At 69.6% G+C, this 24,975-nt stretch carries 24 protein-coding genes; 12 read left to right on the forward strand and 12 right to left on the reverse strand.

Annotated elements, in window-relative coordinates; all coding sequences use genetic code 11:
• Nucleotides 1–22: 22 nt before the first annotated feature.
• Nucleotides 23–205 (forward strand): hypothetical protein, encoded by a 183-nt coding sequence (locus AC3ANJ_RS04265; RefSeq protein WP_488318385.1) that lies wholly within the window; start codon nt 23–25, stop codon nt 203–205.
• Between the two features lie 9 nt (nt 206–214).
• Here the strand turns inward: AC3ANJ_RS04265 and AC3ANJ_RS04270 are convergent, their stop codons facing one another.
• Together AC3ANJ_RS04270 and AC3ANJ_RS04275 are read right to left on the reverse strand one after the other, a co-directional pair.
• Nucleotides 215–622, reverse strand: a complete 408-nt coding sequence (locus AC3ANJ_RS04270) for a VOC family protein (protein ID WP_488318386.1) — start codon at nt 620–622, stop codon at nt 215–217.
• Between the two features lie 26 nt (nt 623–648).
• Nucleotides 649–2,379, reverse strand: coding sequence for an L-aspartate oxidase (locus tag AC3ANJ_RS04275; RefSeq protein WP_488318387.1), 1,731 nt, complete (start codon nt 2,377–2,379; stop codon nt 649–651).
• Between the two features lie 71 nt (nt 2,380–2,450).
• Between AC3ANJ_RS04275 and AC3ANJ_RS04280 the strand changes: the two genes are divergently transcribed.
• Nucleotides 2,451–3,380: a LysR family transcriptional regulator gene (locus AC3ANJ_RS04280; RefSeq protein ID WP_488318388.1), complete on the forward strand. Its 930-nt coding sequence runs from the start codon at nt 2,451–2,453 to the stop codon at nt 3,378–3,380.
• On the opposite strand, the gene AC3ANJ_RS04285 is transcribed toward AC3ANJ_RS04280, so the two are convergent.
• The 6 genes from AC3ANJ_RS04285 to AC3ANJ_RS04310 all read right to left on the reverse strand — a co-directional run bounded on the left by AC3ANJ_RS04285 (nt 3,381) and on the right by AC3ANJ_RS04310 (nt 8,096).
• A complete protein-coding gene (locus AC3ANJ_RS04285; RefSeq protein WP_488318389.1) occupies nt 3,381–3,647 on the reverse strand; it encodes a glutaredoxin family protein in 267 nt (88 codons plus the stop codon). It abuts the gene before it with no gap.
• A gap of 39 nt (nt 3,648–3,686) precedes the next feature.
• Entirely contained in the window at nt 3,687–4,682 is a 996-nt protein-coding gene (locus AC3ANJ_RS04290) for an FUSC family protein (protein WP_488318390.1), read from the reverse strand.
• A gap of 4 nt (nt 4,683–4,686) precedes the next feature.
• Nucleotides 4,687–5,472 (reverse strand): 23S ribosomal RNA methyltransferase Erm, encoded by a 786-nt coding sequence (erm, locus tag AC3ANJ_RS04295; RefSeq protein ID WP_488318391.1) that lies wholly within the window; start codon nt 5,470–5,472, stop codon nt 4,687–4,689.
• 211 nt (nt 5,473–5,683) lie between these two features.
• Entirely contained in the window at nt 5,684–6,496 is an 813-nt protein-coding gene (locus tag AC3ANJ_RS04300) for an acyl-CoA thioester hydrolase/BAAT C-terminal domain-containing protein (protein ID WP_488318392.1), read from the reverse strand.
• 4 nt (nt 6,497–6,500) lie between these two features.
• A complete protein-coding gene (locus AC3ANJ_RS04305) occupies nt 6,501–7,241 on the reverse strand; it encodes an SDR family oxidoreductase (protein WP_488318393.1) in 741 nt (246 codons plus the stop codon).
• Nucleotides 7,242–7,331: 90 nt separating this feature from the next.
• Nucleotides 7,332–8,096 (reverse strand): siderophore-interacting protein, encoded by a 765-nt coding sequence (locus tag AC3ANJ_RS04310; protein ID WP_488318394.1) that lies wholly within the window; start codon nt 8,094–8,096, stop codon nt 7,332–7,334.
• A gap of 83 nt (nt 8,097–8,179) precedes the next feature.
• Between AC3ANJ_RS04310 and AC3ANJ_RS04315 the strand changes: the two genes are divergently transcribed.
• The 4 genes from AC3ANJ_RS04315 to AC3ANJ_RS04330 are packed head-to-tail and all read left to right on the forward strand — an operon-like array spanning nt 8,180 to nt 11,966.
• Nucleotides 8,180–9,196, forward strand: coding sequence for a siderophore ABC transporter substrate-binding protein (locus AC3ANJ_RS04315; protein ID WP_488318395.1), 1,017 nt, complete (start codon nt 8,180–8,182; stop codon nt 9,194–9,196).
• 16 nt (nt 9,197–9,212) lie between these two features.
• The gene (locus AC3ANJ_RS04320; RefSeq protein ID WP_488318396.1) at nt 9,213–10,232 is read left to right on the forward strand and encodes an ABC transporter permease; all 1,020 of its coding nucleotides are present in this window, start codon (nt 9,213–9,215) and stop codon (nt 10,230–10,232) included.
• Nucleotides 10,222–11,214, forward strand: coding sequence for an iron chelate uptake ABC transporter family permease subunit (locus AC3ANJ_RS04325; protein WP_488318397.1), 993 nt, complete (start codon nt 10,222–10,224; stop codon nt 11,212–11,214). Before AC3ANJ_RS04320 ends, AC3ANJ_RS04325 begins: the two co-directional genes overlap by 11 nt.
• A complete protein-coding gene (locus AC3ANJ_RS04330; protein WP_488318398.1) occupies nt 11,211–11,966 on the forward strand; it encodes an iron ABC transporter ATP-binding protein in 756 nt (251 codons plus the stop codon). Before AC3ANJ_RS04325 ends, AC3ANJ_RS04330 begins: the two co-directional genes overlap by 4 nt.
• Before the next feature lie 3 nt (nt 11,967–11,969).
• On the opposite strand, the gene AC3ANJ_RS04335 is transcribed toward AC3ANJ_RS04330, so the two are convergent.
• From AC3ANJ_RS04335 to AC3ANJ_RS04345, 3 genes are read right to left on the reverse strand one after another with little or no spacing between them, the layout of a single operon-like run.
• On the reverse strand, nt 11,970–12,182 hold the full coding sequence (locus tag AC3ANJ_RS04335; protein ID WP_406246583.1) for a hypothetical protein: 213 nt from the start codon (nt 12,180–12,182) through the stop codon (nt 11,970–11,972).
• Between the two features lie 16 nt (nt 12,183–12,198).
• Nucleotides 12,199–13,146 (reverse strand): DNA-3-methyladenine glycosylase family protein, encoded by a 948-nt coding sequence (locus AC3ANJ_RS04340; RefSeq protein ID WP_488318399.1) that lies wholly within the window; start codon nt 13,144–13,146, stop codon nt 12,199–12,201.
• A gap of 50 nt (nt 13,147–13,196) precedes the next feature.
• On the reverse strand, nt 13,197–13,892 hold the full coding sequence (locus AC3ANJ_RS04345; RefSeq protein ID WP_488318400.1) for a winged helix-turn-helix domain-containing protein: 696 nt from the start codon (nt 13,890–13,892) through the stop codon (nt 13,197–13,199).
• Nucleotides 13,893–14,218: 326 nt separating this feature from the next.
• Between AC3ANJ_RS04345 and AC3ANJ_RS04350 the strand changes: the two genes are divergently transcribed.
• From AC3ANJ_RS04350 to AC3ANJ_RS04365, 4 genes are all read left to right on the forward strand, one after another.
• Nucleotides 14,219–14,527, forward strand: coding sequence for a GNAT family N-acetyltransferase (locus AC3ANJ_RS04350; RefSeq protein ID WP_488318401.1), 309 nt, complete (start codon nt 14,219–14,221; stop codon nt 14,525–14,527).
• Between the two features lie 74 nt (nt 14,528–14,601).
• The gene (locus tag AC3ANJ_RS04355; protein WP_488318402.1) at nt 14,602–15,069 is read left to right on the forward strand and encodes a DIP1984 family protein; all 468 of its coding nucleotides are present in this window, start codon (nt 14,602–14,604) and stop codon (nt 15,067–15,069) included.
• Between the two features lie 255 nt (nt 15,070–15,324).
• A complete protein-coding gene (locus tag AC3ANJ_RS04360; RefSeq protein WP_488318403.1) occupies nt 15,325–16,479 on the forward strand; it encodes an exonuclease SbcCD subunit D in 1,155 nt (384 codons plus the stop codon).
• Nucleotides 16,479–19,499: an AAA family ATPase gene (locus tag AC3ANJ_RS04365; RefSeq protein ID WP_488318404.1), complete on the forward strand. Its 3,021-nt coding sequence runs from the start codon at nt 16,479–16,481 to the stop codon at nt 19,497–19,499. The genes AC3ANJ_RS04360 and AC3ANJ_RS04365 overlap by 1 nt, the downstream gene beginning before the upstream one ends.
• A 13-nt stretch (nt 19,500–19,512) precedes the next feature.
• Here the strand turns inward: AC3ANJ_RS04365 and AC3ANJ_RS04370 are convergent, their stop codons facing one another.
• Nucleotides 19,513–20,463, reverse strand: coding sequence for an aldo/keto reductase (locus tag AC3ANJ_RS04370; RefSeq protein ID WP_488318405.1), 951 nt, complete (start codon nt 20,461–20,463; stop codon nt 19,513–19,515).
• Nucleotides 20,464–20,584: 121 nt separating this feature from the next.
• On the opposite strand from AC3ANJ_RS04370, the gene nadE reads away from it, so the two are divergent.
• On the forward strand, nt 20,585–21,415 hold the full coding sequence (gene nadE / locus AC3ANJ_RS04375) for an NAD(+) synthase (RefSeq protein ID WP_488318406.1): 831 nt from the start codon (nt 20,585–20,587) through the stop codon (nt 21,413–21,415).
• Nucleotides 21,416–21,471: 56 nt separating this feature from the next.
• Complete coding sequence (locus AC3ANJ_RS04380; RefSeq protein WP_488318407.1) at nt 21,472–24,951, forward strand: TM0106 family RecB-like putative nuclease; 3,480 nt, start codon at nt 21,472–21,474, stop codon at nt 24,949–24,951.
• Nucleotides 24,952–24,975: the final 24 nt, after the last annotated feature.

Here is a 24,975-nt window from a genome sequence, read left to right on the forward strand (position 1 = left end):
TCACTCCACGAGCTTGCCGACCGTGTCGACGTCGCGCATCAGGGCGGCGATCTCGGCGGGCACTTCGGGGATCACGAGGCAGCGTTACGACGGCATGCCGCAGGATGAGAAGGGCATCATGCGAGGGAAGGTCGCAGGTCACGGACCCGACATCGCATGGTTCACCGATCCGGCGGGCAACATCCTCTCCGTGCTCTCGGCCTGATGTCTCGCGTCAGTCCGCCTCACGCGGCGGGTTGTGCATGAATTCGATGCGGATGCCGTTGTCGTCCTCGACGAACGAGGCGTAGTACCGCTCGCTGAACCGCGGGTACGGCTTCGGCTCGCGGACGATGTTCCACCCGGCATCCACGGCGACCGCATGCAGCCGGTCGACCTCTGCGCGGGAGTCGACTGAGAACGCGAGATGCTGCCAGCCGACACGTCCGTGCCGGTGGGGGCCGATGTCGTCCTCACGCGCGGCGAACACGATGATCTCGGTCTCGCCCTCCCGGTACCAGGCCACGGAATCGACCTTCTCGCCCTCCTTCTCGAAGCCCAGGGCGGTGAGGACGGCATCGAACTGCGCGATGCCGCGGGGGAGGTCGGCGACCGTGACGCCGAGATGATCGAGAACGGGCATGCGCACCAGTCTGGCAGGGCCCGCACTCACTCGACGAGCTTGCCCGCCGTGTCGACGTCGCGCATCAGGGCGGCGATCTCGGCGGGCACCTCGGGGATCTCTTCGCGGGTGACACCCGTCGCCGGCGACCAGACGAGGTTCACCTGCAGGGTCGGATCGGTGTCGGGGAAGTCGCTGCGGTTGTGGCATCCGCGGGTCTCGCGACGCTCCCGGGCGGCCTCCAGTGTCGCGCGGGCCGCGAGCGCCGACGCCTTCAGATCGAAGGCGTGCGCGAGATCCTGGAACCCGGCGATATCCGGATGGATGCCGATGTCCGCCATGCGCCCCTCGATGATGTCGAGCTCGGCGAGGCCTGCCCGCAGGCCCTCCTCGCTCCGCACGACGCCGACGTGCTCGGTCATCGTATTGCGGATCGCGCGCTGCAGGGCTCGCACGTTCTCGCGTCCGTCGGCGGCGAGCAGATCGTCGATCTCCGCACGAGCCTGCGCCACGGCATCCGACGACCGGTGCTGGGCATCCAGGCCGGCCGCGTGCGCGATCGCGGCCTGACCGACCAACCGGCCGTAGACGAGCAGTTCGATCAGCGAGTTGCCGCCGAGCCGGTTCGCGCCGTGCAGCCCGCTGGACGCCTCGCCGATCGCGTAGAGGCCGTCGACGTCGGTGCTGTGATCCTCCGGGCGCACCCAGACGCCGCCCATCGAGTAGTGGGCCGTCGGCGCGATCTCGATCGGATCCGTGGTGATGTCGAGCATCTGCAGCTCGAGCATCGTCTGGTACACGCGGGGGAGCCTGGTCATGATCGTCTCGCGCGGCAGATGCGAGACGTCCAGCCACACGCCGCCGTTCGGTGTGCCGCGTCCCTCCTGGATCTCGGTGTACGCCGCCAGCGCGACACGGTCGCGGGTGGACAGCTCCATGCGGTCCGGGTCGTAGTTCGCCATGAAGCGCTCGCCGAGGGCGTTGCGCAGGATGCCTCCCTCGCCGCGTGCCGCCCCGGAGATGAGCGTTCCCGCCGCGTTCTCCGGCTCGATGATGCCGGACGGGTGGAACTGCACGAGCTCGGGGTCGCGCAGTCGCGCGCCGGCCTCGACGGCCAGGCGGAACGAGTCGCCGGTGTTCTCATCGCGGCGCGACGAGGTGCGCCGCCAGATCCGGTTGTGACCGCCAGCGGCCAGGATCACGGCATCCGCATGGATCAGGTACCGAGTGCCGTCGGCCTGATCGAAGCCGTAGGCGCCGAAGACGACGTTGTCCTTCACGAGGATGCGCGTGATGTACACGCCGTCGAGGATCGGGACGTCCAACTGCTCTGCCCGCCGGACGAGCGTGCGCTGGATCTCGAGCCCGGTGTAGTCGCCGGCGAAGGCCGTGCGCCGGAACGTGTGCGCGCCGAAGAAGCGCTGCGAGATGCGCCCGTCGGCCTCGCGGGCGAAGTCCATGCCCCAGCGCTCCAGATCCCGGATGCCGCGCTCGGCGCCCCGCGTGACGACCTCGACCGTGTGGGGATTGGCGAGCAGGTAGCTCTCGGTGATCGTGTCCGCCGCGTGCTGCTGCCAGCTGTCCTCGGCATCCATCGTTCCCAGCGCCGCGTTGATGCCGCCGGCCGCGAGCGAGGTGTGCGCATCGTCACGATGACGCTTGCCGACGGCGAGGACGTCGACGCCCTGCTCGGCGACCTCGATCGCAGCGCGCAGGCCGGAGCCGCCGGTGCCGATGACGAGGACGGTGGTGGAGATCTGCCGTTCGCGAGTGCTCATGCCTTCCACGCTAGAAAGAAGCGCTCGATAACTCCAATGAATTGTTCTCATGATCACGATAGCCTGAAGGTATGAATCTGGAGCAGCTGCGGGGCTTCGTCGCCGTCGCCGAGATCGGACACTTCACGCGTGCGGCCGAGACGCTCCACGTCGCGCAGCCGTCGCTGAGCCGCCAGATCGCCACGCTCGAGCAGGAGGTGGGCGGCGAGCTCTTCCATCGAGCGCGGGGCAACATCACGCTGACGGCCGCCGGTGAGACCCTGCTTCCGCGCGCTCGCCGGATGCTGGCCGACGCCGACGCCATCCGCGTGGAGATGGGCGAGCTCGCCGGGCTGCAGCGCGGCCGAGTGCGCCTGGGCGCGACACCGACGCTCTGCGTCGGCCTCGTCGCCGAGGCCATGAGTGCGTTCCATCCGGCGCACCCCGGTATCGGTCTGCAGCTGACCGAGGCCGGCTCGCGGCTGCTCATCGAGCGCCTCACGGCGGGCGAGCTGGATATGGCGCTCATCACGCTGTCCGAGGGGCTGGCTGCGGGGGAGCCGGCGCTGGTGCGCACTCCGCTGCTCACCGAGGAGCTCGTGGTCGTGTCAGCGACGTCGGCACCACCCATCGCGGATGCCGCGGTGGACCTCGCTCGGCTGGCGACGCTGCCGCTCGTCGCCTTCGCGGAGAGCTATGATCTGCGCGCCGCGACGGATGCCGCGTTCCGGGCAGCAGGCCTCGCACCGACGACCGTCATCGAAGGGGCGGAGATGGATGCCGTCCTGCGCTTCGTCGAGCGGGGACTCGGCGTCGCGGTCGTCCCGGCGACCGTGCTCCTGGACCGGCCGAACCTGCGCTCGGTGCGGCTGGTCGAACCGCAGCTGACCAGGACGATCAGCATCGCGCACCGCTCGGACGTGCACCCCACCAGGGCTGCCGCCGCGATGCGCGAGGTCATCGTGGCAACCGCCGCCGTCCTCGCGGCCGCGTCCCCGGAGACCCTCAGACTCGCGAACTGATCAGTCGGGGAGAGCCGTCACGGCTGCGGCGAGCATCTGCGGCACGGTCGGCACGCCCTCCGCGCGGAAGGTCTGCACGCCTGCGGCATCGCGGACGATCACGGTCGGCGTGAAGCGGATGTCCAGGGCCTCCGCAGCATCCGGATCCCTGGCGACGTCGATCTCGGTCACCGTCGCGTCCGGCAGGAAGCGTGCAGCGTCGGCGATCACGGCTCTGGTGCGCGTGCAGGCTCCGCAGAACGCCGAGGTGGCGAGCGTGATCTCCATGTCCGAGTCAACCGCGAACCGTGCCGGGGTGTTCCCGGGTCAGGGGCGCCGTGGGTGCAGGAAGCCGGATGCCGCGCCCAGCGCCGCCCCGACGACGGTGTCGACGATCCTCTCGAGGGCGATCGACATGTCGCCGATCTCACCGGTCGCGGCTCCTGTCAGCAGCAGTACGAGCGGCGTGATGAAGACCAGCGCCAGGGCGTAGTGGCGGACGACCACGAGCTCGATGAGGAACTGCAGGATGCCGAGCAGCAGCGCGAGCCACAGGCCGGCGGGGTGCAGCAGCGCCAGCAGCGTGTACAGCGCGGCGCCGACGAGTGTGCCCAGCATCCGGTGGAGCCCTCGTTGCAGCGCGGCCGTGCGGTCGGCCGCAACACCGATGACCGCGACCGCCCCTCCGACGACCCAGTAACTGCGTGTCGGATCGACGATGAGCGCCAGCAGTACGCCGATCACCGAGACGATCGCGACCCGCAGCAGGAGCATCCGCCCATCCGCGTCCAGGGCGGGACCCGGGAGCATCTCCCGCAGCGGTCGCGCGGCGACCGATCGCGGACGCAGCAGCAGCGGCGAGACGGCGACCAGGTACGAGAACGCGCACCCGGCCGCGAACGCGGTGAGGTAGACCGCCGGCGCGATCGGAGCGCTCGTGACGACGTGCGCCGACAGGCCGAACACGAGCACGAAGAACAGTGGACCTGGCGGGCCGAGACGGAACCCGAACGCCAGCGCCGCGCTGCCGATCGCGACGGCCGCGACGCCGGCCAGTACGAGCCACATGTTCGGCGCCGCCAGCAACCCGAGGGCGGCACCGGCGATGAGCCCCGCGGCGACGAACGGCAGGACTTTGGCGCGCTCCACGACGGGGGACGAGCCGACGAACAGCACCGTGAAGGCGCCGGAGGCGGCGATGTACCCCAGCGAGGGCTGGCCGAGCAGCGTCATGATCGCGATCGGACCCGCGAGGCCGATCGCCGCCTGAAGGCCGATCGGCCACCGTGGACCGCGTGATGGGCCGAACGCGAACAGACTCACCCGTCTATTGTCTCGCCCTTCGTTCTTCCACGGAGACGAGGCGGGCCCACAGCGTCGCCCACTGCTCGGGGCGCACGTCGCGCGGGAGGGCATTCCTGGCGATGCCGGCATCGCTCAGGGCTGTCAGGGCGCGTGAAGTCGGATGCCCGATGACACGCAGGATCTGCAGCATCCCATGGCCACGGCTGCGGAAGACCGCGGCCACGAAGCCTTCATACCGTCGTCGATCTCGCGAGGGGATCAGCGGCCTACGACGTCGGGTCACCGTGAGGAGGCCTCCGTCGACAGCAGGCATGGGCTGGAACCGCGCCGCGGGCACACGGTCGTGCAGCTCGAACGTGAACCATGGCCCTGCCTGCGCGGTCATCATGGTCGCCCCGCCGACGCCGGCGCGCTTGCGCGCGACCTCCCACTGGGTGAGCAGCACCGCGTGATGCCAGCCGTCGTGGCTCAGCATCCGCCGCAGTATCGGGGTCGTCAGGTGGAACGGGATGTTCCCGACGATGACCGGTCGGTCCAGGGGCTCGCGCAGGGCGTCGGCGACCTGCACGGATGCCGCGGGCAGGCGCTTCCTGAGCCGCGCGACACGGCGGGCGTCGATGTCGATCGCCCGCACATCCCGACCGAGTCGGACGAGGCGCTCGGTGATCGCGCCGTCGCCGGCGCCGAGCTCGAGGATCGGCCCTTCGGTTTCGGCGACGAGGTCGGCGACGCGCTGGAGGGTCGGACGGTGGGTGAGGAAGTTCTGGCCGAGTTCGTGGCGGCCGCCGATGGGGGAATGAGGTCGCATGGTGCGCTCCGATCGAAGGAAGGGAGCACCCGTGAGCGGGCGTGCGAAGGCACGGCGAACGCGCTTCCGGGTGCAGGACATCCGGGAAACGACGCGCGGAGGCGTGGAAGTACGACTGTCAGCGCGCCGTCAGGCGCGGCGGTCGCGGAAGGTGAAGCAGCGCGCGTCGAACGGCGCGCTGGACGTTATCGAACCCATGCGGGCGAGCTTATCAGCTCGGGCGTGTCGTCCCGAGAACGCGGGCGAGGGCGGCATCCCACGCCAGAGCGCCCAGCTCGGCATCCGCCTCGGGCGAACCGCCGCGGGCCATGCGCTGTCCGCCCAGCGCGACAGGCTCGCCGGGGAACGGCACGCGATGCCCTGCCAGCGGATGCCGCAGCACATCGGTCTTCCGCCCCGCGGCCGCGCGGCGGGTGGCGATCTCGTCGGCGAACCACGCGCTCGGCCACACCCGGTCATCCTCGCCGACGACGAGGAGCAGATCGCCCAGGATGCGCTCGACGGGGATCTCGGCGGCTTCGACGCGATGTCGATCCAGACTGTCCGTGTACAGGCCGAGGAATTCCGGCGGATCTGTCGTCGCCGCCCAGTCGTCGACGAACGGCACCCACGGCAGCGGGGCGCCGCCTTCGGTCCAGTGCGAGGACCACGATCCGTTCAGGATGCCTGGCCACACCACGCTCGTCGGAGCGACGGCGATCACGGCATCCAGCGGCGTCCGCGTCGCGGTCAGCAGCGCAGCCTCCGCGCCGAACGAGGTGCCGAGAATCGCCACCCGCTCGCAGTATTCGCGCAGCAGGGCGACCTCGTCGACGAACAGCTCCAGCGGCACCTCGTGCGGGACCGGACGCTGACCGCGACCACCGAACCAGCGGATCGCGTGCGCACGGATGCCGTGCCGGGCGAACAGGTCAGCGCGGTCCGCTTCGATCCGTCCGCTGGACCCCGCGAGCACGAGGATCCCCGAGCCTGTCGGGTGCGCCGGGGCGGCGACATGCCGGTCCGCTTCGTCGATTCGTGCCATGGCGTCAGCGCTGCGTGAGCCAGTCGGCGAATGTCTGCGTGGTGAGATCGGCTTCCGGGCCGGGGAGAGCGAGCCCGGCCCGCATGCCCTTCATCTGCGCGGTCGGCAGGCTGACCCGAGGGATCCAGCCGCGGTGGCCATTGGCGCGGGCGAACGCGATGATCATGTCGTCCAGCGCCTCCTCGCGCGGGCCGGCGAGGTCACGGGCGCGGCCCTGCGCGGGGCCGGTGGCCAGCTCGACGAGTCGCGCTGCGACCTCCCGCGCCGCGACGGGCTGCGTGCGTGCTCGCAGGGCGAGGTGCAACGGGCCGACCTTCGCTCGGTCGTACATCTGTCCGGCGAACTCGTGGAACTGCGTCGCGCGCAGGATGGTCCACGGAACCGTCGACGTCTCGACGATCTTCTCCTGCGCGAGCTTGCCGGCGTAGTAGTCGACCGGCATCCGATCGATGCCCACGATCGACAGCAGCACGATGTGCCCGACCCCCGCCTCCGCGGCCGCCGTCACGAGATTGCCCGTCGCCGCGGTGAAGAATTCCACGGCCTCGGTGGCCTTCAGCGTCGTGATGTTCGCGGTGTCGATGACGGCGTCGGCACCGTCGAGTGCGGCGTCCAGTCCTCGATCGGTGACGAGGTCGGCGCCGGTGGAGCGGCTCAGGACGACGGCTTCATGCCCGGCGGCGCGGACGGCTTCGACAGTGGGGCGTCCGACGACCCCGGTGCCTCCGGCGACGGCGATCCTCATGCGCCCATCTTCTCAGTCCCGCCCTGCCGGGTTGTGCATGAACTCGAAACGGATGCCGTCGTGGCAGGCAGCGCCGACACTTCTCGGGGCTCAGTGCGGTGCGTGGTACTCCGCCTCGCCGCGCTTCCAGTAGCCCTTGACGACGGCATGCGCCGTGTCGATGCCCCACCGTTCGAGCAGTGCGCGGCCCGGCTTGACGATCGTCTGCTCCGCGGCGATGAACACGAACGGGTGCTCGCCGACGGCATCCGACGCCTGCAGGGAATCCAGGAAGGCGATGAGCACGGATCCCGATGGCGCGTCACCGCGGTGCAGCCACTCGACGGCCACGGGGGCGTCGATCGCGATCTCGTCCTCCGCCCCGCGGACCTCGATAACGATGCGTGCGGGCGCATCGCCGATTTGTGCGGCGAAGCGACGGATCGCGGGGATCGCCGTCTCGTCGCCCACCAGCATCCAACTCCCCGGCGTACCGGTCACGACGGCGGAGCCGCGCGGGCCGCCGACTCCGATCCGCGCACCGAGCGGCGCGGTCGCCGCCCACGGGGCTGCGACACCCTCATCCCCGTGCGCGGCGAACTCGACCTCGAGCCAGCCATCCCCCCAGAACAACGGCGTGTACTCGCGGCTCGGCGCGGCGCGCAGCTCCTCGATCGTGTCCGGCATCTCGGCCGGGAAGAACAGGCGCATGTGGTCGTCGGCGCCGGGGGAGTCGAACCCCGCCAGTTCGCTGCCCTCCACGCGGATCCGCACGTAATTCGGCGCCAGCTGCTCCCTTGCGGCGAGCGAGACGGTACGGAAGCGCAGGTCGTTCATACGGCGCTCGATGCGGAAGGGCGAGTTCGACGAGGTCATGGAAGTTAGGCTAGCCTACATCTGAGCAGGTGAGGCTTACCTTACCTTCTCTTGATCCGTTGTCCATCGTCTCAGGGAGAACCATGTCCTCGCGCCGGCCGCTTGCCGCAGCATCCTTCGTCCTCATCTCAGCGCTTGCGCTCGCCGGCTGTGCGAGTGCGGAACCCGCGCCCGCAGCCGAGGAGGAATCATCCGAAGCGAGCACCGTCACCTATTCGTGGGAGCGCAACACCGCCGGTGAGGACGAGGAGCCGGTCTACGAGACCGAGACCGTCGAGGTGCCCAAGGACCCGAAGAAGATCGTCGCGTTCGAGATGGCGACCGTCGACACCATCGGCGCCCTGGGTGGCGAGGTCGCCGGTGCGCCGCTGGACTTCGTGCCCGAGTACCTGCAGGACAGCCTCGCCGACGACGCCTTCAGCTCCGGAACCCTGTTCGAAGCCGATCTCATCGAGATCGAGGCGCAGCAGCCGGACCTGATCATCATCGGCGGACGCTCCTCCGGCCTGTACGAGGAGTTGAGCGAGATCGCGCCGACGATCGACCTGGGCATCACCGGCACCTACCTCGAGACCCTCGAGCGCAACGTGACCTTCCTCGGGGAAGTGCTCGGCGCCGAGGACGAGGCGGCCGAGGCACTCGCCGATCTCGAAGCGGGCATCGACGAGGCCAAGGAAGCCACCGCTGAGGCGGGCGACGGCCTCGCCGTGATCGTGTCGGGCGGCGAGCTCAGTGCCATGGCGCCCTCCAGCGCCGATGGCGGCAGCGCGAACGTGCGCGGCGGCCTGCTGTACGACGTGTTCGGCGTCGAGCCCGTCGTCGAGGACGTCGCCTCGGCGACGCACGGCGAGCCGATCTCGTTCGAGTTCCTGCTCGAGCACGACCCCGACACGCTCTGGATCGTCGATCGCGACGCTGCCACGGGCGAGGCGGAGGCCGGTGCCGCAGCGCAGGTGCTCGACAACGACATCGTGAAGCAGACCACTGCCGCGAAGAACGACGCGATCGTCTACCTCGACCCGGTGGCGTGGTACATCGTCTACGGCGGCATCGAGACGACCCAGTTGCTCATCGACGACGTGATGCAGATCGCGGAGTGACCACCTCCCCCCACGCGTGACACTCACCGCAACCGCCTCGACGAGCGCTCCCGCTCCGGCACGCCATCGGCGTCGCTGGGCGGGGGTGCTCATCGGCGTCCTCTTCGTCCTGCTCGCCATCGCGAGCCTGTTCATCGGCGCATCCGACGTGTCGCCGGTCGCGCTGTTCGCCGGCGGCCCGGACAGCACGGCATCCTTCCTGCTGCTGGTCAGCCGGATCCCCCGCACGATCGCCGTGATCCTCGTCGGCGCCTCGCTCGGCATCGCAGGACTCATCATGCAGATGCTGGTGCGCAACCGGTTCGTCGAACCGTCGACGACCGGCGTCAGCGAGTTCGCCACGCTCGGGATGCTGGTGACGACCGTCTTCTGGCCCGGACTCGCCGTGGTCGGCAAGATGGGCGTCGCCGCCGTGTTCGCTCTCGCCGGGACCTGGGTGTTCCTGCGGATCGTGCGCGCGATCCCGGTCCGCCAACTCGTGCTCGTCCCGCTGGTGGGCATCATGCTGGGCGGGGTCGTGGCGTCCGTCACGACGTTCTTCGCGTATCGGCTCGACCTGCTGCAGTCGCTCGGCCAGTGGTCCCAGGGCAGCTTCGCGACCGTCATGCAGGGGCGATACGAGTTCCTCTGGATCGCGGCAGCCATGGTCGTGGTCGCGTGGATCGCGGCCGACCGCTTCAGCGTGATCGGGCTCGGGGAGGAGTTCGCCACGAACCTCGGGCTGAACTACCGCCGCGTCGTCGCGATCGGGATGGTCATCATCGCGATGATCACAGCAGCGGTGCTCGTGACCGCCGGCATGATCCCGTTCCTCGGACTCGTGGTTCCGAACATCGTCAGCCTCAGCATCGGCGACAACGTGCGCCGCTCGATCCCGTGGGTCGCCGGTCTCGGCGGGGTCTTCGTGCTCGGCTGCGACATCCTCGCGCGGGTCGTGCGCTTCCCGTACGAGATCCCCCTGTCGGTCATCGTCGGGGTGGTCGGCGCGGTGCTGTTCCTCTGGCTGCTGCTGCGGAAGGGGAGTCGTGCTCACTGACACTCGCACCCTGACCCTGCCGCAGGCGGTGCACAAGCGCCCGTGGGTGCGCCTGAGCGCTCTGGGTCTCACGGTGATCGCGCTCATCGCGGTCTACCTCTTCACCGACGTGCCGGGTTCGCTGGCTTTCGCTTTGCGCATCCGCTCTCTGACGGTCCTCGCGATGCTCGTCGTGGCGGTCGCGGTCGGCGTATCGACGGTCGTCTTCCACACGATCACGCAGAACCGCATCCTCACGCCCTCGATCATGGGCTTCGACGCTTTCTACGTGCTGATCGCGACGACCATCGTGTTCTTCTTCGGTTCCGCATCCTTCCTGCGTGCGAACGAACTGCTGCTGTGGGTCGTGCAGGTGGTCGTCATGGTCGCGTTCAGCGTGTTCCTGTTCACGTGGATGTTCGGCGGCAAGCGGCGATCCCTGCACCTCATGCTGCTGGTCGGCATCGTGCTGGGCACGTTCTTCCGCAGCTTCTCGGAGTGGATGCAGCGGATGCTGGATCCCCTCGACTTCCAGGTGCTCACCGACGCGATGTTCGCCTCGCTCACCCGCCCTGACCCGATGCTCCTGCTGTTCACCGGCGTGCTGGTCGCGGCATCCTGCATCGCGATCGTCCCGCTGGTGCGCAAACTCGACGTCCTGACGCTCGGCGAGCCGGCCGCGGTCGGACTCGGCATCGACCATCGGCGCCTCGTCATGCTGCTGTTCACCCTGATCTCGGTGATGATCGCGGCATCCACCGCGCTGGTCGGACCGATCCTGTTCTTCGGGCTCATCGTCGCCAACCTGGCCTACTCCTGGGCCGGGACGTTCCGACACGCATGGACGCTGCCGACGGCGGCCCTCATCGGGATGCTGTGCCTGCTGGGCGGGCAGGTCGTCCTCGAGCAGATCTTCGGGTTCGGGGGAAGCATCTCGATGATCATCGAGTTCGCCGGCGGACTCTTCTTCCTCTTCCTCGTCCTCAGAAAGGGGGCGCGATGATCGCGCTCGAGAACGTCACGAAACGCTACGGGAAGACGGTCGTGCTCGACGATGTCTCCCTCGAGTTCGGCGGCGAAGGGGTGACAGCGCTGATCGGGCCGAACGGTGCGGGCAAGTCCACCCTGTTCGGTCTGATCGGGCGGCTCATCGCGGCCGACGAAGGCCGGGTCACCGTCGACGGCGAGGATGTCACCACGGCATCATCGAGCGAACTGGCCAAGATCCTCGCCGTGCTCCGGCAGGACAACCACATCGCGGCGCGCCTCACCGTGCACGACCTGGTCGAGTTCGGACGCTTCCCGCATTCCAAGGGACGCTTCACGGTCGACGATCGCGCGCACATCGACCGGGCGATCGAGTACCTCGACCTGGCACCGTTCCGGGAGCGCTTCCTGGACGAACTGTCCGGCGGCCAGCGGCAGCGGGCGTTCATCGCGATGGTGCTCGCACAGGACACCCGCTACGTGCTGCTGGATGAACCGCTCAACAACCTCGACCTGCGCCACGCAGCCGAGATCATGCAGTTGATCCGTCGCATGGCCGACGAGCTGGGCAAGAAGGTGATCGTCGTGCTGCACGACATCAACGTCGCAGGCCACCACGCGGATCGGATCGTCGCGATGCGCGACGGGCGGATCGTCGCCGACGCCGCGCCGGATGACATCGTCCGCACCGACGTGCTGCGTGAGATCTACGACCACCCGGTGGACGTCAGGATGATCGACGGACGACCTGTCGCGCTGACGTTCTGACGCTCAGATCTCGATGCCGTGGGTCTCGTCGTTCACCCCGGTGTTGTTGTGCCCCTTGCGGGACTCGACGAGCATGAGCCAGCCGATCGACACGATCGCCGCCAGCAGGATGCCGAGCCACACGTTCTGCAGGATCAGGCCGATCACCACCCCCAGCACGAGCAGCAGAATCGTGCCGCCGAGCCAGGTCCACCGCTGCTTCTTCGTCGCTGCCATGCCGTCAGCCTAGCCCTCAGTGCCGGCGGTGGTCCTGGGGTGCGAGGCGAGGGCCGCGGCGGGGTTCGCGAGCACCTCCGGCGAGGATCAGTCGGATCACGCGCTGCCGGTGGCCGGCCCACGGGGCCAGCAGCTCGAGCATCCCGTGGTCGTCGACGCGTGAACCGGTCAGCGCAAAGCCGACCTCGTGAGCGAGGTGATAATCGCCGACGCTCACGGCATCCGGGTCGCCGAGCGCCCTGATGCGCGTCTCGGATGCTGTCCAGGCGCCGATGCCGGACAGGCTCGTGAGGATGCGGTCGCGATCCGCGCCGTTCGGTGCGGCCAGGACGGCGTCCGCGATGCGCTGCCCGCGTGCGGCCGCGGCCACGATGGCGCGGGATTGGGGAGGTTCGAGCCCCGCTCGATGCCAGGCCCAGGACGGGATGCCGCGCCAACCGTCGATCGTCGGCGGGGCGAACATCGGTCTGGGGGTCGGGCCGGGTGCCGGGTCGCCGAAACGGCTGACCAGCACGCGCCACGCGCCGAACGCCTGGAACGAGGTGACCTTCTGCTCGATCACGGCGCTCGCCAGGGCGTCGAACACGAGATCGGTGCGGGTGAGGCGGATGCCGGCCGTCCGACGGGCGATCTCGGCGAGCATCGGGACCGCCGTGACATCGAAGCCCGTGGCATCGTCTTCCGCGCCGCACAGTGCGGGCAGCTGCTCGAGGGCCCAGCCGGCGCCAGGACCCCAGGCCGTCGCATGAACCTCGCCCGAGACCGACCGCAGTGCGAGCGTCGCGACGCCGCCCGGCGTGCGGCTCGCACGCCACAGAGTCGCACCGTCGACCAGCATCGTCGGGTCCTTGGGGCCGCGCATCAGCACGCGGACCGTCCGGACCGGATCCAGCGGATGCCCGGGGCGGTACACGGTCGACAGCGGCGGGGCCTGGTGCGCCTCGGCATCCGCTGTCATCGTCATGCGAACACCCTACGCCGCGGGGCTGACATCGCCCGCGGCGTCGTCGCGGGTCAGAAGCGGTCGGGCGAGGGGGTGCCGTGGCCGTAGCGGATCACGACGTCCGCGTGGCGGTCGAAGCGGTAGCCGACGCCGCGAACGGTGCGCACGATGTCCTCGTAGCGGCCGAGCTTGGCGCGCAGGCGGCGGACGTGCACGTCGATCGTGCGCTCGCCGGGGGTCTCGTCATCCGGCGACTGCCACAGTGCGCCGACGAGTTCGGTTCGCTCGATCGTGCGGCCTTCGCGGAGCACGAGATACTGCAGGAGCTCGAATTCCTTGTAGGTGAAGGCGGCCGAGTCGCCGTCGATGAGGACGCGCTTGCGCGAGATGTCGACGACCACGCCCTCGTCCTCTTCGGCTGCCTCTTCCTCGGCGGCCTTGGTGCGGGCGATGGCGCCGGGCTCCTGCAGAGCGAGACGGACGACATCGAGGTCGCGGCCGCCTGCTCCGTGGGGAGAGAGCGCGACGGTGGCGTGCGTCTCGGCGCCGGGGGCGAGTTCGGCCAGTGTGCGGCGCAGGGCGTCGACGAGCAGCGGCAGGCTGACTCCGGCCTCAGCCGCCTTGATCTCGTCGAGACCGACGTAGAGGGCGAAGCCGCGGGGTGATCGGGTCGCGGGCAGATCAGCGGCGACGGCCGGGGCATCGGCGACGGGGCGCAGACGGCTGGTGGTGGCGGAGGGACGCTCGAGGATAGCGGTGTTCGACATGATGATGAAGTCCTTGGGAGGGTGAGCCGACGGGCTCTGATGCGTTGCGAGAATGACCTTGAGGGCCGGTGGCGAGCACGCTGGTGGATGCTCGGGAGCTCAGGCGTCGCAGATCGCGAAGGCCGAGCCGGGCGGGGTGGGCTGAGGTGTCAGCTGCACATTCGGCAACACATGGCAACGCGGCCGGGCATCATCATCCCGGCAGTCCCGTTCGCCTCCTGGGCGGACAAAGGGCGTGCGTTGGTGGTCATGGGTGGATTATGTCGGATCGTGTCGTCCCGTGTCAAAACGGAGCCCCTGTCGGAAGCCGGGCGTAACGTGGGGTTGTGACCGAATCGACCCTCGCAGACGGTTTCGTCCTGATCGATGAGAAGGACGCATCGCGCTACACGCTGCTGCACGACGGGCAACTCGTCAGCGTGCTGGACTATCGAGACGACGGGGCGACGATCGCCCTCACGAGAGCCTTCACAGTCCCGACTTTCCGGGGGCAGGGGCACGCCGCACGCGTGGTGGAGGGGGCTGTCGCCGACATCGCCTTGCGCGGCGATCGGAAGGTGGACGCGGTCTGCTGGTACGTATCGGATTGGTTCGAAGCGCACCCCGAGCACCAGGGGCTGCTGCGTCGCCGATGATGCGTAGCAGATTTCTCGGCGTGTGACGGTTTGTTACGTCGCATCCCGACTCGACGGTCTGCAAGGATGGCGGCATGAGACTCGCCGAGGCACTGGCAGCCCGCGCTGATCTGCAGCGACGCATCGAGCAGCTGCGCGCACGGATCACCGGAAGCGCGCGGTATCAGGAGGGCGAGGAGCCGGCGGAGGATCCGGCGGCGCTGCTGGTCGAGGCCGAGGAGGCCTTCGGGCAGCTGCGCGAGCTGATCACCCGCATCAACAGGACCAATGCCGGGCTCGACCTCGGCGATGACGGCACCATGACCGACGCGCTCGCCAGCCGCGACGTGCTCCGGCTGCAGCACTCCGTTCTGACGGATGCCGCGGAGGCCGCGTCTGGGGCGAATCAGGTCGGAATGCGCCAGATGCGCTCCGAACTGCGGCAGGTCGCGGCGCTGCCGGTCGCACCGCTGCGTGCGGCCGCGGATGACGTCGCGCGGCGCCTGCGCGAACTGGACAATCGGATCCAGCAGGCCAATTGGACCAACGACCTGGAGGAATGACGCGGAAGTCGGTAGTCGGACGAGGCGGACACACCCCCTGCCGGAGGGGCATTTCCGGCCCTGTCGGGTGGTGGGCAGCCCGGATCCTTCATCGCGCAGCCCCGCACACCGCACAGGACAAGGCGCACAGCGCATGGCGCATCACCGCGTGTCGATCGTCCTGATGAGGGTGGGAACGGGGACCTTCCGCGGGCGCTCACGCACAACGCGGCACGCCTCTCGGGCGATGTCCGAGGCCCTCCGTACCGTGTGAGTATGCGCATCCTGCACACCTCCGACTGGCACATCGGCCGTACGTTCCATGGCAGCTCCACCATGGACGCGCTGGCCGACGTGCTCGCCGCGCTGGTCGCGCAGGTGCGTGCGCACGATGTCGACGTCGTCGTCGTCGCCGGCGACGTGTTCGACTCGGCCACGCCGGCGGGCCCCGCCTACACGCTGCTCGGCGACACGCTGGTGGCGCTGCACGATGCCGGTGCCGCGGTCGTCGTCACGAGCGGCAACCACGATTCTGCCGCCAGGCTCGGTTTCCAGGCGCGACTGCTGCGCGACGGCATCCATGTGATGACCGACCCCGTCGCGATCGGGCGGCCCATCACGATCTCGGATGCCGATGGTCCGGTCCATTTCTACGGCATCCCGTATCTCGAGCCCGCGATCGTGCGGCAGCACTGGCCGGATGCCGTGCTCCGCACGCAGGCTCAGACGATGGCGCACGCCATGGAGCTGGTGCGCGGCGGCATGGCGGCGAACTCCGGTCGCTCCGTCGCCATCGCGCACTGCTTCGCCGCCGGGGTCGACGCGACCGCCGGGCTCGAGCGCGAGGTCCGTCAGGGCGGTCTCGACGTCGTGCCGCTGTCGGTGTTCGACGGCCCCGATTACGTCGCCCTCGGTCACATCCACGGCCGGCAGCGGCTGAGCGATCGCGTCCGCTATGCCGGCGCTCCGCTGCACTACAGCTTCGGCGAGCAGGACAAGCCGCGCGGCTCGTGGCTCGTCGACCTCGACGCAGACGGACTCGCCTCCGTCGAGTGGCTCGAGCTTCCCGTGCCGCGCCGACTCGTCACCCTCACGGGCACGCTGGACGACATCCTCGCGGCGGACAACGTCGCGGCCCACGCCGCGGACTGGGTGTGCGCGGCATACACCGACGCGCTCCCGCAGTCAGAACCCATGCGTCGGCTGAAGGAGCGGTTCCCGTTCTGCGCGATGGTGCAGCACGAACCGGCGAACACGGTCGAGCGCATCGAACGGTCGTATGCGGCGCGCCTGCGGTCGGCGGTCACGGACACCGATCGCATCGAGGCGTTCCTCGAGCACGTCCGCGAGGGGCGCGGGCCGACCGAGCGTGAGCGCGACCTGATCCGCGAGGTGCTCGACGAGCGGGTGGCCGCAGAGGCACTGGTCTAGTGCGCCTGCATCGCCTCGAGGTCGAGGGGTTCGGCCCGTTCCGCGAACGGCAGATGGTCGACTTCGATGCGTTCGCGGCCGATGGCATCTTCCTCATCGCCGGTCGAACAGGAGCGGGCAAATCCAGCATCCTCGACGCGGTGTGCTTCGGGCTTTACGGATCGGTGCCGCGCTACGACGGCGGGGAGAAGCGGCTGCGCAGCGATCATTGCGACCCTGACGACCCCAGCGAGGTCGTCGTCGAGTTCAGCACGACCGCCGGACGCTTCCGCGTCACGCGGTCGCCCGAGTATCCGAGGCCGGCCAAGCGCGGCGGAGGCATGACCAAGCAGCCGTCCGCCGTCGCTCTCGATGAGTGGAGCGGCGAAGGGTGGGTCGGACGCGCGGCACGAGCGGTCGACGTGGCCAACGAACTGGATGCGATCCTGCAGCTGAGTCAGTCCCAGTTCCTCCAGGTGATCCTGCTGGCGCAGAACCGGTTCGCGCGTTTCCTGCTCGCGGACAGCAAAGAGCGACAGGCGCTGCTGCGCCGTCTGTTCGGCACCGAGCGCTTCGAGGACATCCAGACCCGTTTCGAGGAGCGCCGGAAGGCCTCGGACGATCAGCTGAGTGCGCGCCTCATGACCGTCACGACGCGCATCGAAGAGGCCGAGTCGGTCGTCGAGGCCGCGGGGCTCTCGGGCGCGCCTTCGGATGCCGAAGACGCCGACGACGATGCGCCGGTGCCGGTCGAGGCTCACGCCGTCACGACGGACGAGCGGCTGGAGGCGCTGCGGCGCGCGCTGGCGCGGGCGGAGTACCGGGCCGAACGCGCGCAGGCGGATCGCGACGAGGCCGAACAGCTGTCGACGACGGCGGATGCAGCGCTCGCGATGCGTCGTGAGGACCAGGCGGCGCAGCGCGAGCGGGATCGCGCCCGCATCGCACTGAACCTTCTCGACGAAGAGGAACCGCAGATCTCGGCGGCCAGGGCCGAACTCGAGCGCGCCCGCAGCGCGGAAACGCTCCGGCCCGCCATCGCCGCCGCGGTGAAAGCGCAGCGCGCACTGGCCGCGGCCGCCGAGAGCGAGATCGAAGCGCGCGAACGCTGGAAATCGCTCGAGGTCCCCCTGCCGGAGATCACCGCGGCGTCGCTGGAGGAGTGGGCCGCCGCTCGAACCGAGGAGCGCGGGAGTTGGCAGCACGCCGTGGCGCACGAGGCACGGGCGACCCAGCGCGCCGCCGAGCTGGCGAGGGCCAGGGAGAAGGTCGCCGCGGCATCCGCGCGGATCCAGGCAGACGAGGGCGAGCGTGCGACGCTGCCCGCGCATCGCGTCGAACTGACGGCCGAGCGCGATGCCGCGCGTCGAGCCGCCGACCGGATCGACGACCTCGCCCGCGATCGTGACCGCGCCATGGCGCGTCGCACCGCGGCCGCAGAGGTCGAGCGACTGACCGCTGCTCTGGCGACGGAAGAGGCCGAGTTCGCCGCGGCCAACTCGGCGCTCACGCGGGCGCAGACCCGGCTGTCCGATCTTCTGCAGCGTCGACTCGACGGGATGGCAGGTGAACTCGCCGTCGCTCTGGTGCCGGGGGAGGCGTGCGCGGTGTGCGGGTCGACCGCGCATCCGGCGCCGGCCGCGCACATCGATCCGGTGTCCGCGGATGACGTCGCCGTCGCGCAGCAGCAGCGCGATGCCGCAGCAGACGCCGAGCGCGAAGCAGCCGAGCGGGTGACGGCGCTGCGCGCCGAGCTCGCCACGGCCGCCGCGCAAGCGGAGGGGCGCGGCGTCGCGCAAGCCGAGACCGAGCTGTCCGAGGCGAACTCCGCGCACGAAGAGGCCGCCGCAGCGGGCGGTCGGGTCGCCGAAGTCGAGGCACGACTCGCTGAGCTCGACGAGCGCGTCGCCCGACTGGAACGCGAACGAACCGAGTCCACGCAGGCGCTCGCCTCGGCCAGGGAAGCGCTCGCGGTTCTCGAGGAACGCGAACGCGAGGCCGATGCGCTCATCGCAGACGCACGCGGCGGCTTCGACTCGGTGGCCGAGCGGGTCGAAGCCGCGGCCGCCGGCATCGCCACAGCCCAGCACCTGGCTGAGGCGCTCGCAGAGGTCGCGCGTCGCACCGGCACCGTCGAGGAGACCCGCACCGAACGCGATACGGCGATCGAGCGCTCCGATTTCGATGGGCCGGATGCCGTGGAGACGGCCCTGCGTTCCGCGAGCGAGCGGGATCGACTCGAAGCGTGGATCACCGAGCATGCCGTCCAGCGCGAGAAGGAGAAGGCGATTCTCCTCCCGCTCGAGATGCGCGCGCTCCCCGAGGATCCGATCGATCTCGCGCCGGTCGAAGATGCAGCCACGACCGCGCGTGCGGTGTGGAAGGACCAGGTGGACGCCGCGGCGCGTGCCACCGGCATCGCCGAGCGTCTCAGCGACCTGATCGACAGGGCGGCGAACGAGCACGCGCGCAGCGCCGACCAGGCGAAGGAGCACGAGGTGCTGAAAGGCCTGGCCGACGCGATCGCGGGCCGCGCGGGCAACACTCACCGGATGACCCTGGAGACGTTCGTGCTCGCCGCCGAGCTCGAGGAGATCGTGGATGCCGCGAATCGGCGCCTCGGTGACATGTCGACCGGTCGCTATCAGCTGCGCCACTCCGACGCGCTCGCCGCGCGCGGTGCCGCATCCGGTCTCGGCATCGTCGTGTTCGACGCCTTCACCGGCCAGACGCGGCCCGCGCAGTCGCTGTCCGGCGGCGAGACGTTCCTCTCATCCCTCGCGCTCGCCCTCGGGCTCGCCGAGGTCGTCACCGCCCGTGCCGGCGGGATCACCCTCGACACGCTGTTCATCGACGAGGGGTTCGGGTCGCTGGATGCCGACACGCTCGACATCGCGATGCGCACGCTCGACGAGCTGCGCGCCGGTGGCCGCACGGTCGGCGTGATCAGTCACGTCGAAGCCATGCAGGAGCAGATCCCTGCTCAGCTGCGCGTCGAGCAGACCGATGCCGGTCCGAGCCGGATCGTCGCGCCCGCCTGACCCTCGCGCGCGTTCAGTTCGCGTACGACCAGGCCGACACCGCGCTGAGAGACGCGATCTCCTCCGCGCTCAGCTGAATCCGAGCACTGGCCAGCAGATCCGCCACCTGTTCGACGCGCGACGCGCTGGCGATCGGGGCGACGACCGTGGGCTGCGACCGCAGCCAGGCGAGCGCGACGGACGCGATCGACGCGCCGTGCGCCGTGCCGATGCGCTCCAGTTCGTCGATGATGCGCAGGCCGTGCGCCGTGGCGTACTTCGCCGCTCCGCCGGCACGGGCTGATGCCACAGCCGAAGCATCCTCGGACCGGTACTTCCCCGTGAGGAAGCCGCTCGCGAGCGCGTAGTACGGGACCAGCCCGAGGCCGAACTCCTCGGCGACCGGGATGATGCCCTCCTCGACGTCGTTGCGGTGCACGAGGTTGTAGTGCGGCTGCACCGCGACAGGCAGTGCCGTCCCGGCATCCTGGGCGATCGACACCCACGATGTGATGCGTTCGGCGGAGTAGTTCGAGACGGCCGTGTGGCGGACCAGGCCGTCGGTCACGAGCTGGCCGAAGGCCGCGACGGTCTCCTCCAGCGGCACGGACTCGTCGTCGAAGTGCGCGTAGTAGAGGTCGATCGTCTCGACGCCGAGTCGCTTCAGCGAGGCCTCTGCCGCGGCGCGGACGTTCTTCGCCGACAGGCCGCGGAACTCCGGATGCGTGCTGACCTTCGTCGCGACGACGATGTCGCGCGGCTTGCGGGATGCCAGCCATTCGCCGATGATCGTCTCGCTCTCGCCGCCCGCGTTGCCTGGCACCCAGGCGCTGTACCCGTCGGCCGTGTCGATGAAGTCGCCGCCGCCCTGGGTGAAGGCGTCGAGGATCGCGAACGAGGCATCGCGGTCGGCGGTCCAGCCGAACACGTTGCCGCCGAGGGCGAGGGGGAACACATCGAGGTCGCTGCGGCCGATCAGGGTCATGAGGTCTCACTTTCGTCGTCTTCTGAGGACAAGTCCGACGCGCGCCGGGGTATTCCGGCGCGATGTCATCCGGTCGTAATGCGGGCGCGGGATACTGGACGCAGACAGAGTGGAGGATTCCGTGTCGCTTCAGCAGCAGATCGCCGATGCCCTCGGCGTGCAGCCCGAGATCGATCCGAAGACGGAGATCGAGCGGCGGGTGCAGTTCCTCGTCGACTATCTCGTGACCACCGGTGCGCACGGATACGTGCTCGGCATCTCGGGAGGGCAGGACTCCACGCTCGCAGGGCGCCTCGCGCAGCTCGCCGTCGAGAAGGCGCGCGCACAGGGCGCACGGGCGTCGTTCATCGCGGTTCGGCTGCCCTACAAGGTGCAGCACGATGCCGATGACGCGGCCGCGGCGCTGCAGTTCATCGCGGCGGATCGCGTGATCGAGGTGAACATCCAAGGCGGCGTGGACGGCGTCGAGAGCGACATCGAGCACGCCGCAGGCGCCGATATCTCGGACTTCAACCGCGGCAACATCAAGGCCCGCATCCGCATGGTCACCCAGTACGCACTCGCCGGACACGACCGGATGCTGGTCATCGGCACCGATCACGCAGCCGAAGCGGTCACGGGCTTCTATACGAAGTTCGGCGACGGCGCCGCCGACCTCCTACCGCTGTCCGGCCTCACCAAACGCCAGGGGAAGGCGCTGCTGCGCGAACTCGGCGCTCCGGACCGACTGTGGCTCAAGGTGCCGACCGCTGATCTTCTGGACGGCCAGCCTGGCCGTGCCGACGAGGACGAGCTCGGCCTGACCTACGAGCAGATCGACGACTACCTGGAGGGCATCGAAGTGGATGCCGAGGTGGCCGCTCATATCGAGGGCAAGTACCTCGCCACCGAGCACAAGCGACAGCTGCCGGTGACGCCGACCGACACGTGGTGGGGCCCCGCCGCTCGCTGACCGCCCCTCGTTCGCCGGGGCCGGGCCATGTCCGACCCCGGAACTAGTCTCGAAGCATGAGGATCGACACCGAGGCGCAGCGCGTCATCTGGAGCGCCAGCGACCTGAAGCTGGCCGCGGAATGCGAGTTCGCCTGGTGCCGCGCGATCGACGCGAAGCTCGGTCGCGTCCCTGCCGTCGAAGAGCCCGAGGACGCCACTCTGCGACGCGCCGCCGAGCTCGGCGACGTGCACGAGCAGAACGTGCTCCAGTCGTATCGCGACCGCTTCGGCGCAGCCGTGCACGAGGTGTCCAAGGTCTCCTCCCGTGACGCGGCCTCGCTCGCGGCCGTCGTCGCCGAGACGAACGACGCACTGCGGTCCGAGGCGAAGGTCCTCTTCCAGGCCGCGTTCTCCACCGACGAATTCGTCGGATTCGCCGACTTCCTGCTGCGCGACGACGACGGGCGGTGGCGTGTGCAGGATTCCAAGCTCGCCCGCAAGGCGCGCGTCACGGCGCTCATGCAGCTCGCGGCATATGTCGATCAGCTGGATGCGCTCGGCATCCCTCGATCCGACGAGGTCGATCTGATCCTCGGCGACGGCACGCTCAGCACCCACGCGGTCGATGACCTCCTTCCTCTTTTCCGGGTCCGCAGGACGCGACTGCGCGCGCTCATCGCCGACCGGAGGGTCGCAGACGGCGCCGCCGGGTCGCCGCTGGCCTGGGGCGACGACCGCGGCGACCTGCAGCTCACGGCCTGCGGCCGGTGCGCGACGTGCGACGAGCAGGTGATCGGGCACCGCGACCTGCTGATGGTGGCTCGGATGCGCCCGGTGCAGCGGCAGAAGCTCCGTGCGGCCGGCATCCGAACCATCGACGATCTCGCGGCGGCGACCGACGCGCCTGAGGGCATGAACGCCGACACGTTCGCGGCGCTGCGTGCGCAGGCGCGCCTGCAGGCCGGTGGGCCGGCCGATGCCGCCGATGCGCCGCCGTTCGAGCTCGTCTCGGCCCACGCGATCGGACTGATGCCTCGGCCGAGCCACGGTGACATCTTCTTCGACTTCGAGGGCGATCCGCTGTACACCGAGGAGGTCATCGACGCCGATCGCGGTGGCAGGCCCGACTGGGGCATCGACTACCTCTTCGGCTGGATCGACAACGCCGAGCAGTACACCGCGCTGTGGGCGCACACGTTCGCCGACGAGAAGCAGGCGCTGCTCGACTTCCTCGCGTTCGTGAAGCTGCGCCGGCAGGCGCACCCCGACATGCACATCTACCACTACGCGCCGTACGAGACGTCGCACCTGTCGGCGATGGCCGCCAGGCACGGAGTGGGCGAAGCCGACGTCGATCGACTGCTGCGCGAGGGCGTGTTCGTCGATCTGTACCCGCTGGTGCTGCGATCGGTGCGGGTCGGCTCACGGTCGTACTCGATCAAGAAGCTCGAGCCGCTGTACATGGGCGACGAGGTGCGCACCAGCGACGTGCAGAAGGGCGACGATTCGATCGTCCAGTACGTCCAGGCGCGTGAACTGAGAGAGTCCGGGAACGATGCCGCGGCCGATGGCATCCTCGCCGACCTGGCGGATTACAACCGCTACGACTGCGTGTCAACGCGTCGACTGCGCGACTGGCTGATCGGACTCGCGAAGCAGGAGGGCGTGCTCCCCGCACCGCCGGACGACATTCAGGCGCGCGCGTACGAGCCCTCGCCGCTCTCACTCGCCCTGCTCGCCGACGGCGAGGCGGCCGTGCGGGTTGGAGGGGACGGTGAGGTGCACCGGGTCGCGGCCGCCGCGATCGACTACTACCCGCGTGAGGCGAAGAGCTTCTGGCAGGGGCACTTCCAACGACTGCGTGAACCCGTCTCCGTGTGGGAGCAGACCCGGGATGTGCTGCGCATCGACGCCGGCCGCAGCAGCACCATCGAGGACTGGGCCGTCGGCGAGGGCAACCGCACGCTGACGCGGCTTGTCGAGCTGCGCGGCGAGGTGGCACCGGGGAGCACTCTCGGCGTCGGCGGGCGTCCGTTCGCGTTGTACGAGACACCGGCGCCGTTCTTCGCCGACAATCTGTCCCGGGTCATCCACGCCCCGCACGAGGTCGAGATCGTCGAGGTCCTGGACGACGGCTACGTCGTGCGCGAGCGCGCCATCCAGGGGGAGACGTGGCACGATCTGCCGATCGCGCTCACGCCGGCATCGCCACCGAATGTCGCGTCGCAGCAGAAGGCGATCGAGGAATGGGCGCAGGCTGTGCACCTCGCCGCGCCCGAGTTCCCGCGCGACGCGGCGACCGACATCCTGCGCCGAGCCGTGCCCCGCACGAGGTCAGGGTCCGCGCTGCCGCAGGCGGACGGCGACACGATCGACGCGATCGTGCGGGGAATCCTGGATCTGGATCGCAGCTACATCGCCGTCCAGGGTCCGCCTGGCACAGGGAAGACCTTCACCGGATCACAGGTGATCTCACGTCTGGTGCGGGACCACGGTTTCAAGGTCGGTGTCGTCGCGCAGTCGCACGCGATCGTCGAAACGCTGCTCGGGCGGGTCATCGAGGACGGTGTCCCCGCGGGGAAGGTCGCCAAGCATCCGAAGGATTCCGGTCTCGAGCCGCCGTTCACCGTCATCCCGAAGGACGGCATGGCCTCGTTCGTCGGCGAGCACCCTGAGGGGTTCGTCGTCGGCGGCACCGCCTGGGACTTCAGCAACACGCGCCGCGTCGACCGCGACGGTCTCGATCTGCTCGTGATCGACGAAGCCGGGCAGTTCTCACTCGCATCCACCGTCGCGGTGGCCGCTGGGGCGAAGAACCTGCTCCTGCTGGGCGATCCGCAGCAGCTGCCGCAGGTGAGCCAGGGCACGCATCCCGAGCCGGTCGACACCTCGGCGCTCGGGTGGGTGATGGCCGGGCAGCAGGTTCTGGATCCGGCGCACGGCTACTTCCTCGCCACATCGTGGCGGATGCACCCCGCCGTCGCCGAGCCCGTCTCTCGGCTGGCGTATGCGGGCCGGCTGGCTTCAGCACCGGGCACCGAACTGCGCACGGTCGACGGCGTCGAGCCCGGCCTGCATGTGGTTCCCGTCCGTCACCGCGGCAATGCGACGCAGTCGCCCGAAGAAGCGACCGAGGTGCTGCGGATCGTGCGCGACCTGCTCGGACGGACCTACTCCGACGGGATGACGGGTGCACCGCCGTGTTCCCTCCGTGAGGAGGACATCATCGTCGTCGCGCCGTACAACGCGCAGAAGCAGCTGATCCACGAGGTCCTGATGGATGCCGGCTTCGACCGGATCCCGGTCGGCACGGTCGACAACTTCCAGGGCAAGGAAGCGGTCGTCTCGATCACGTCGCTCGCGGCATCCAGCGGAAGGGACGCCCCGCGCGGACCGGAGTTCCTGCTACTGCAGAACAGGCTGAACGTCGCGATCTCCCGTGCGAAGAGCGTCGCCTACCTCGTTCATTCACCGGCGCTGCTCGACGATCTGCCGTGGACGGTCGAGGGAGTCGCTCGCCTCAGCGCGTTCGCGCGGTTGGTCGACGCGCTCTGACAACAGGCTCCGCGCCAGGACCGA

Source organism: Microbacterium sp. STRO-1N (assembly GCF_057748015.1).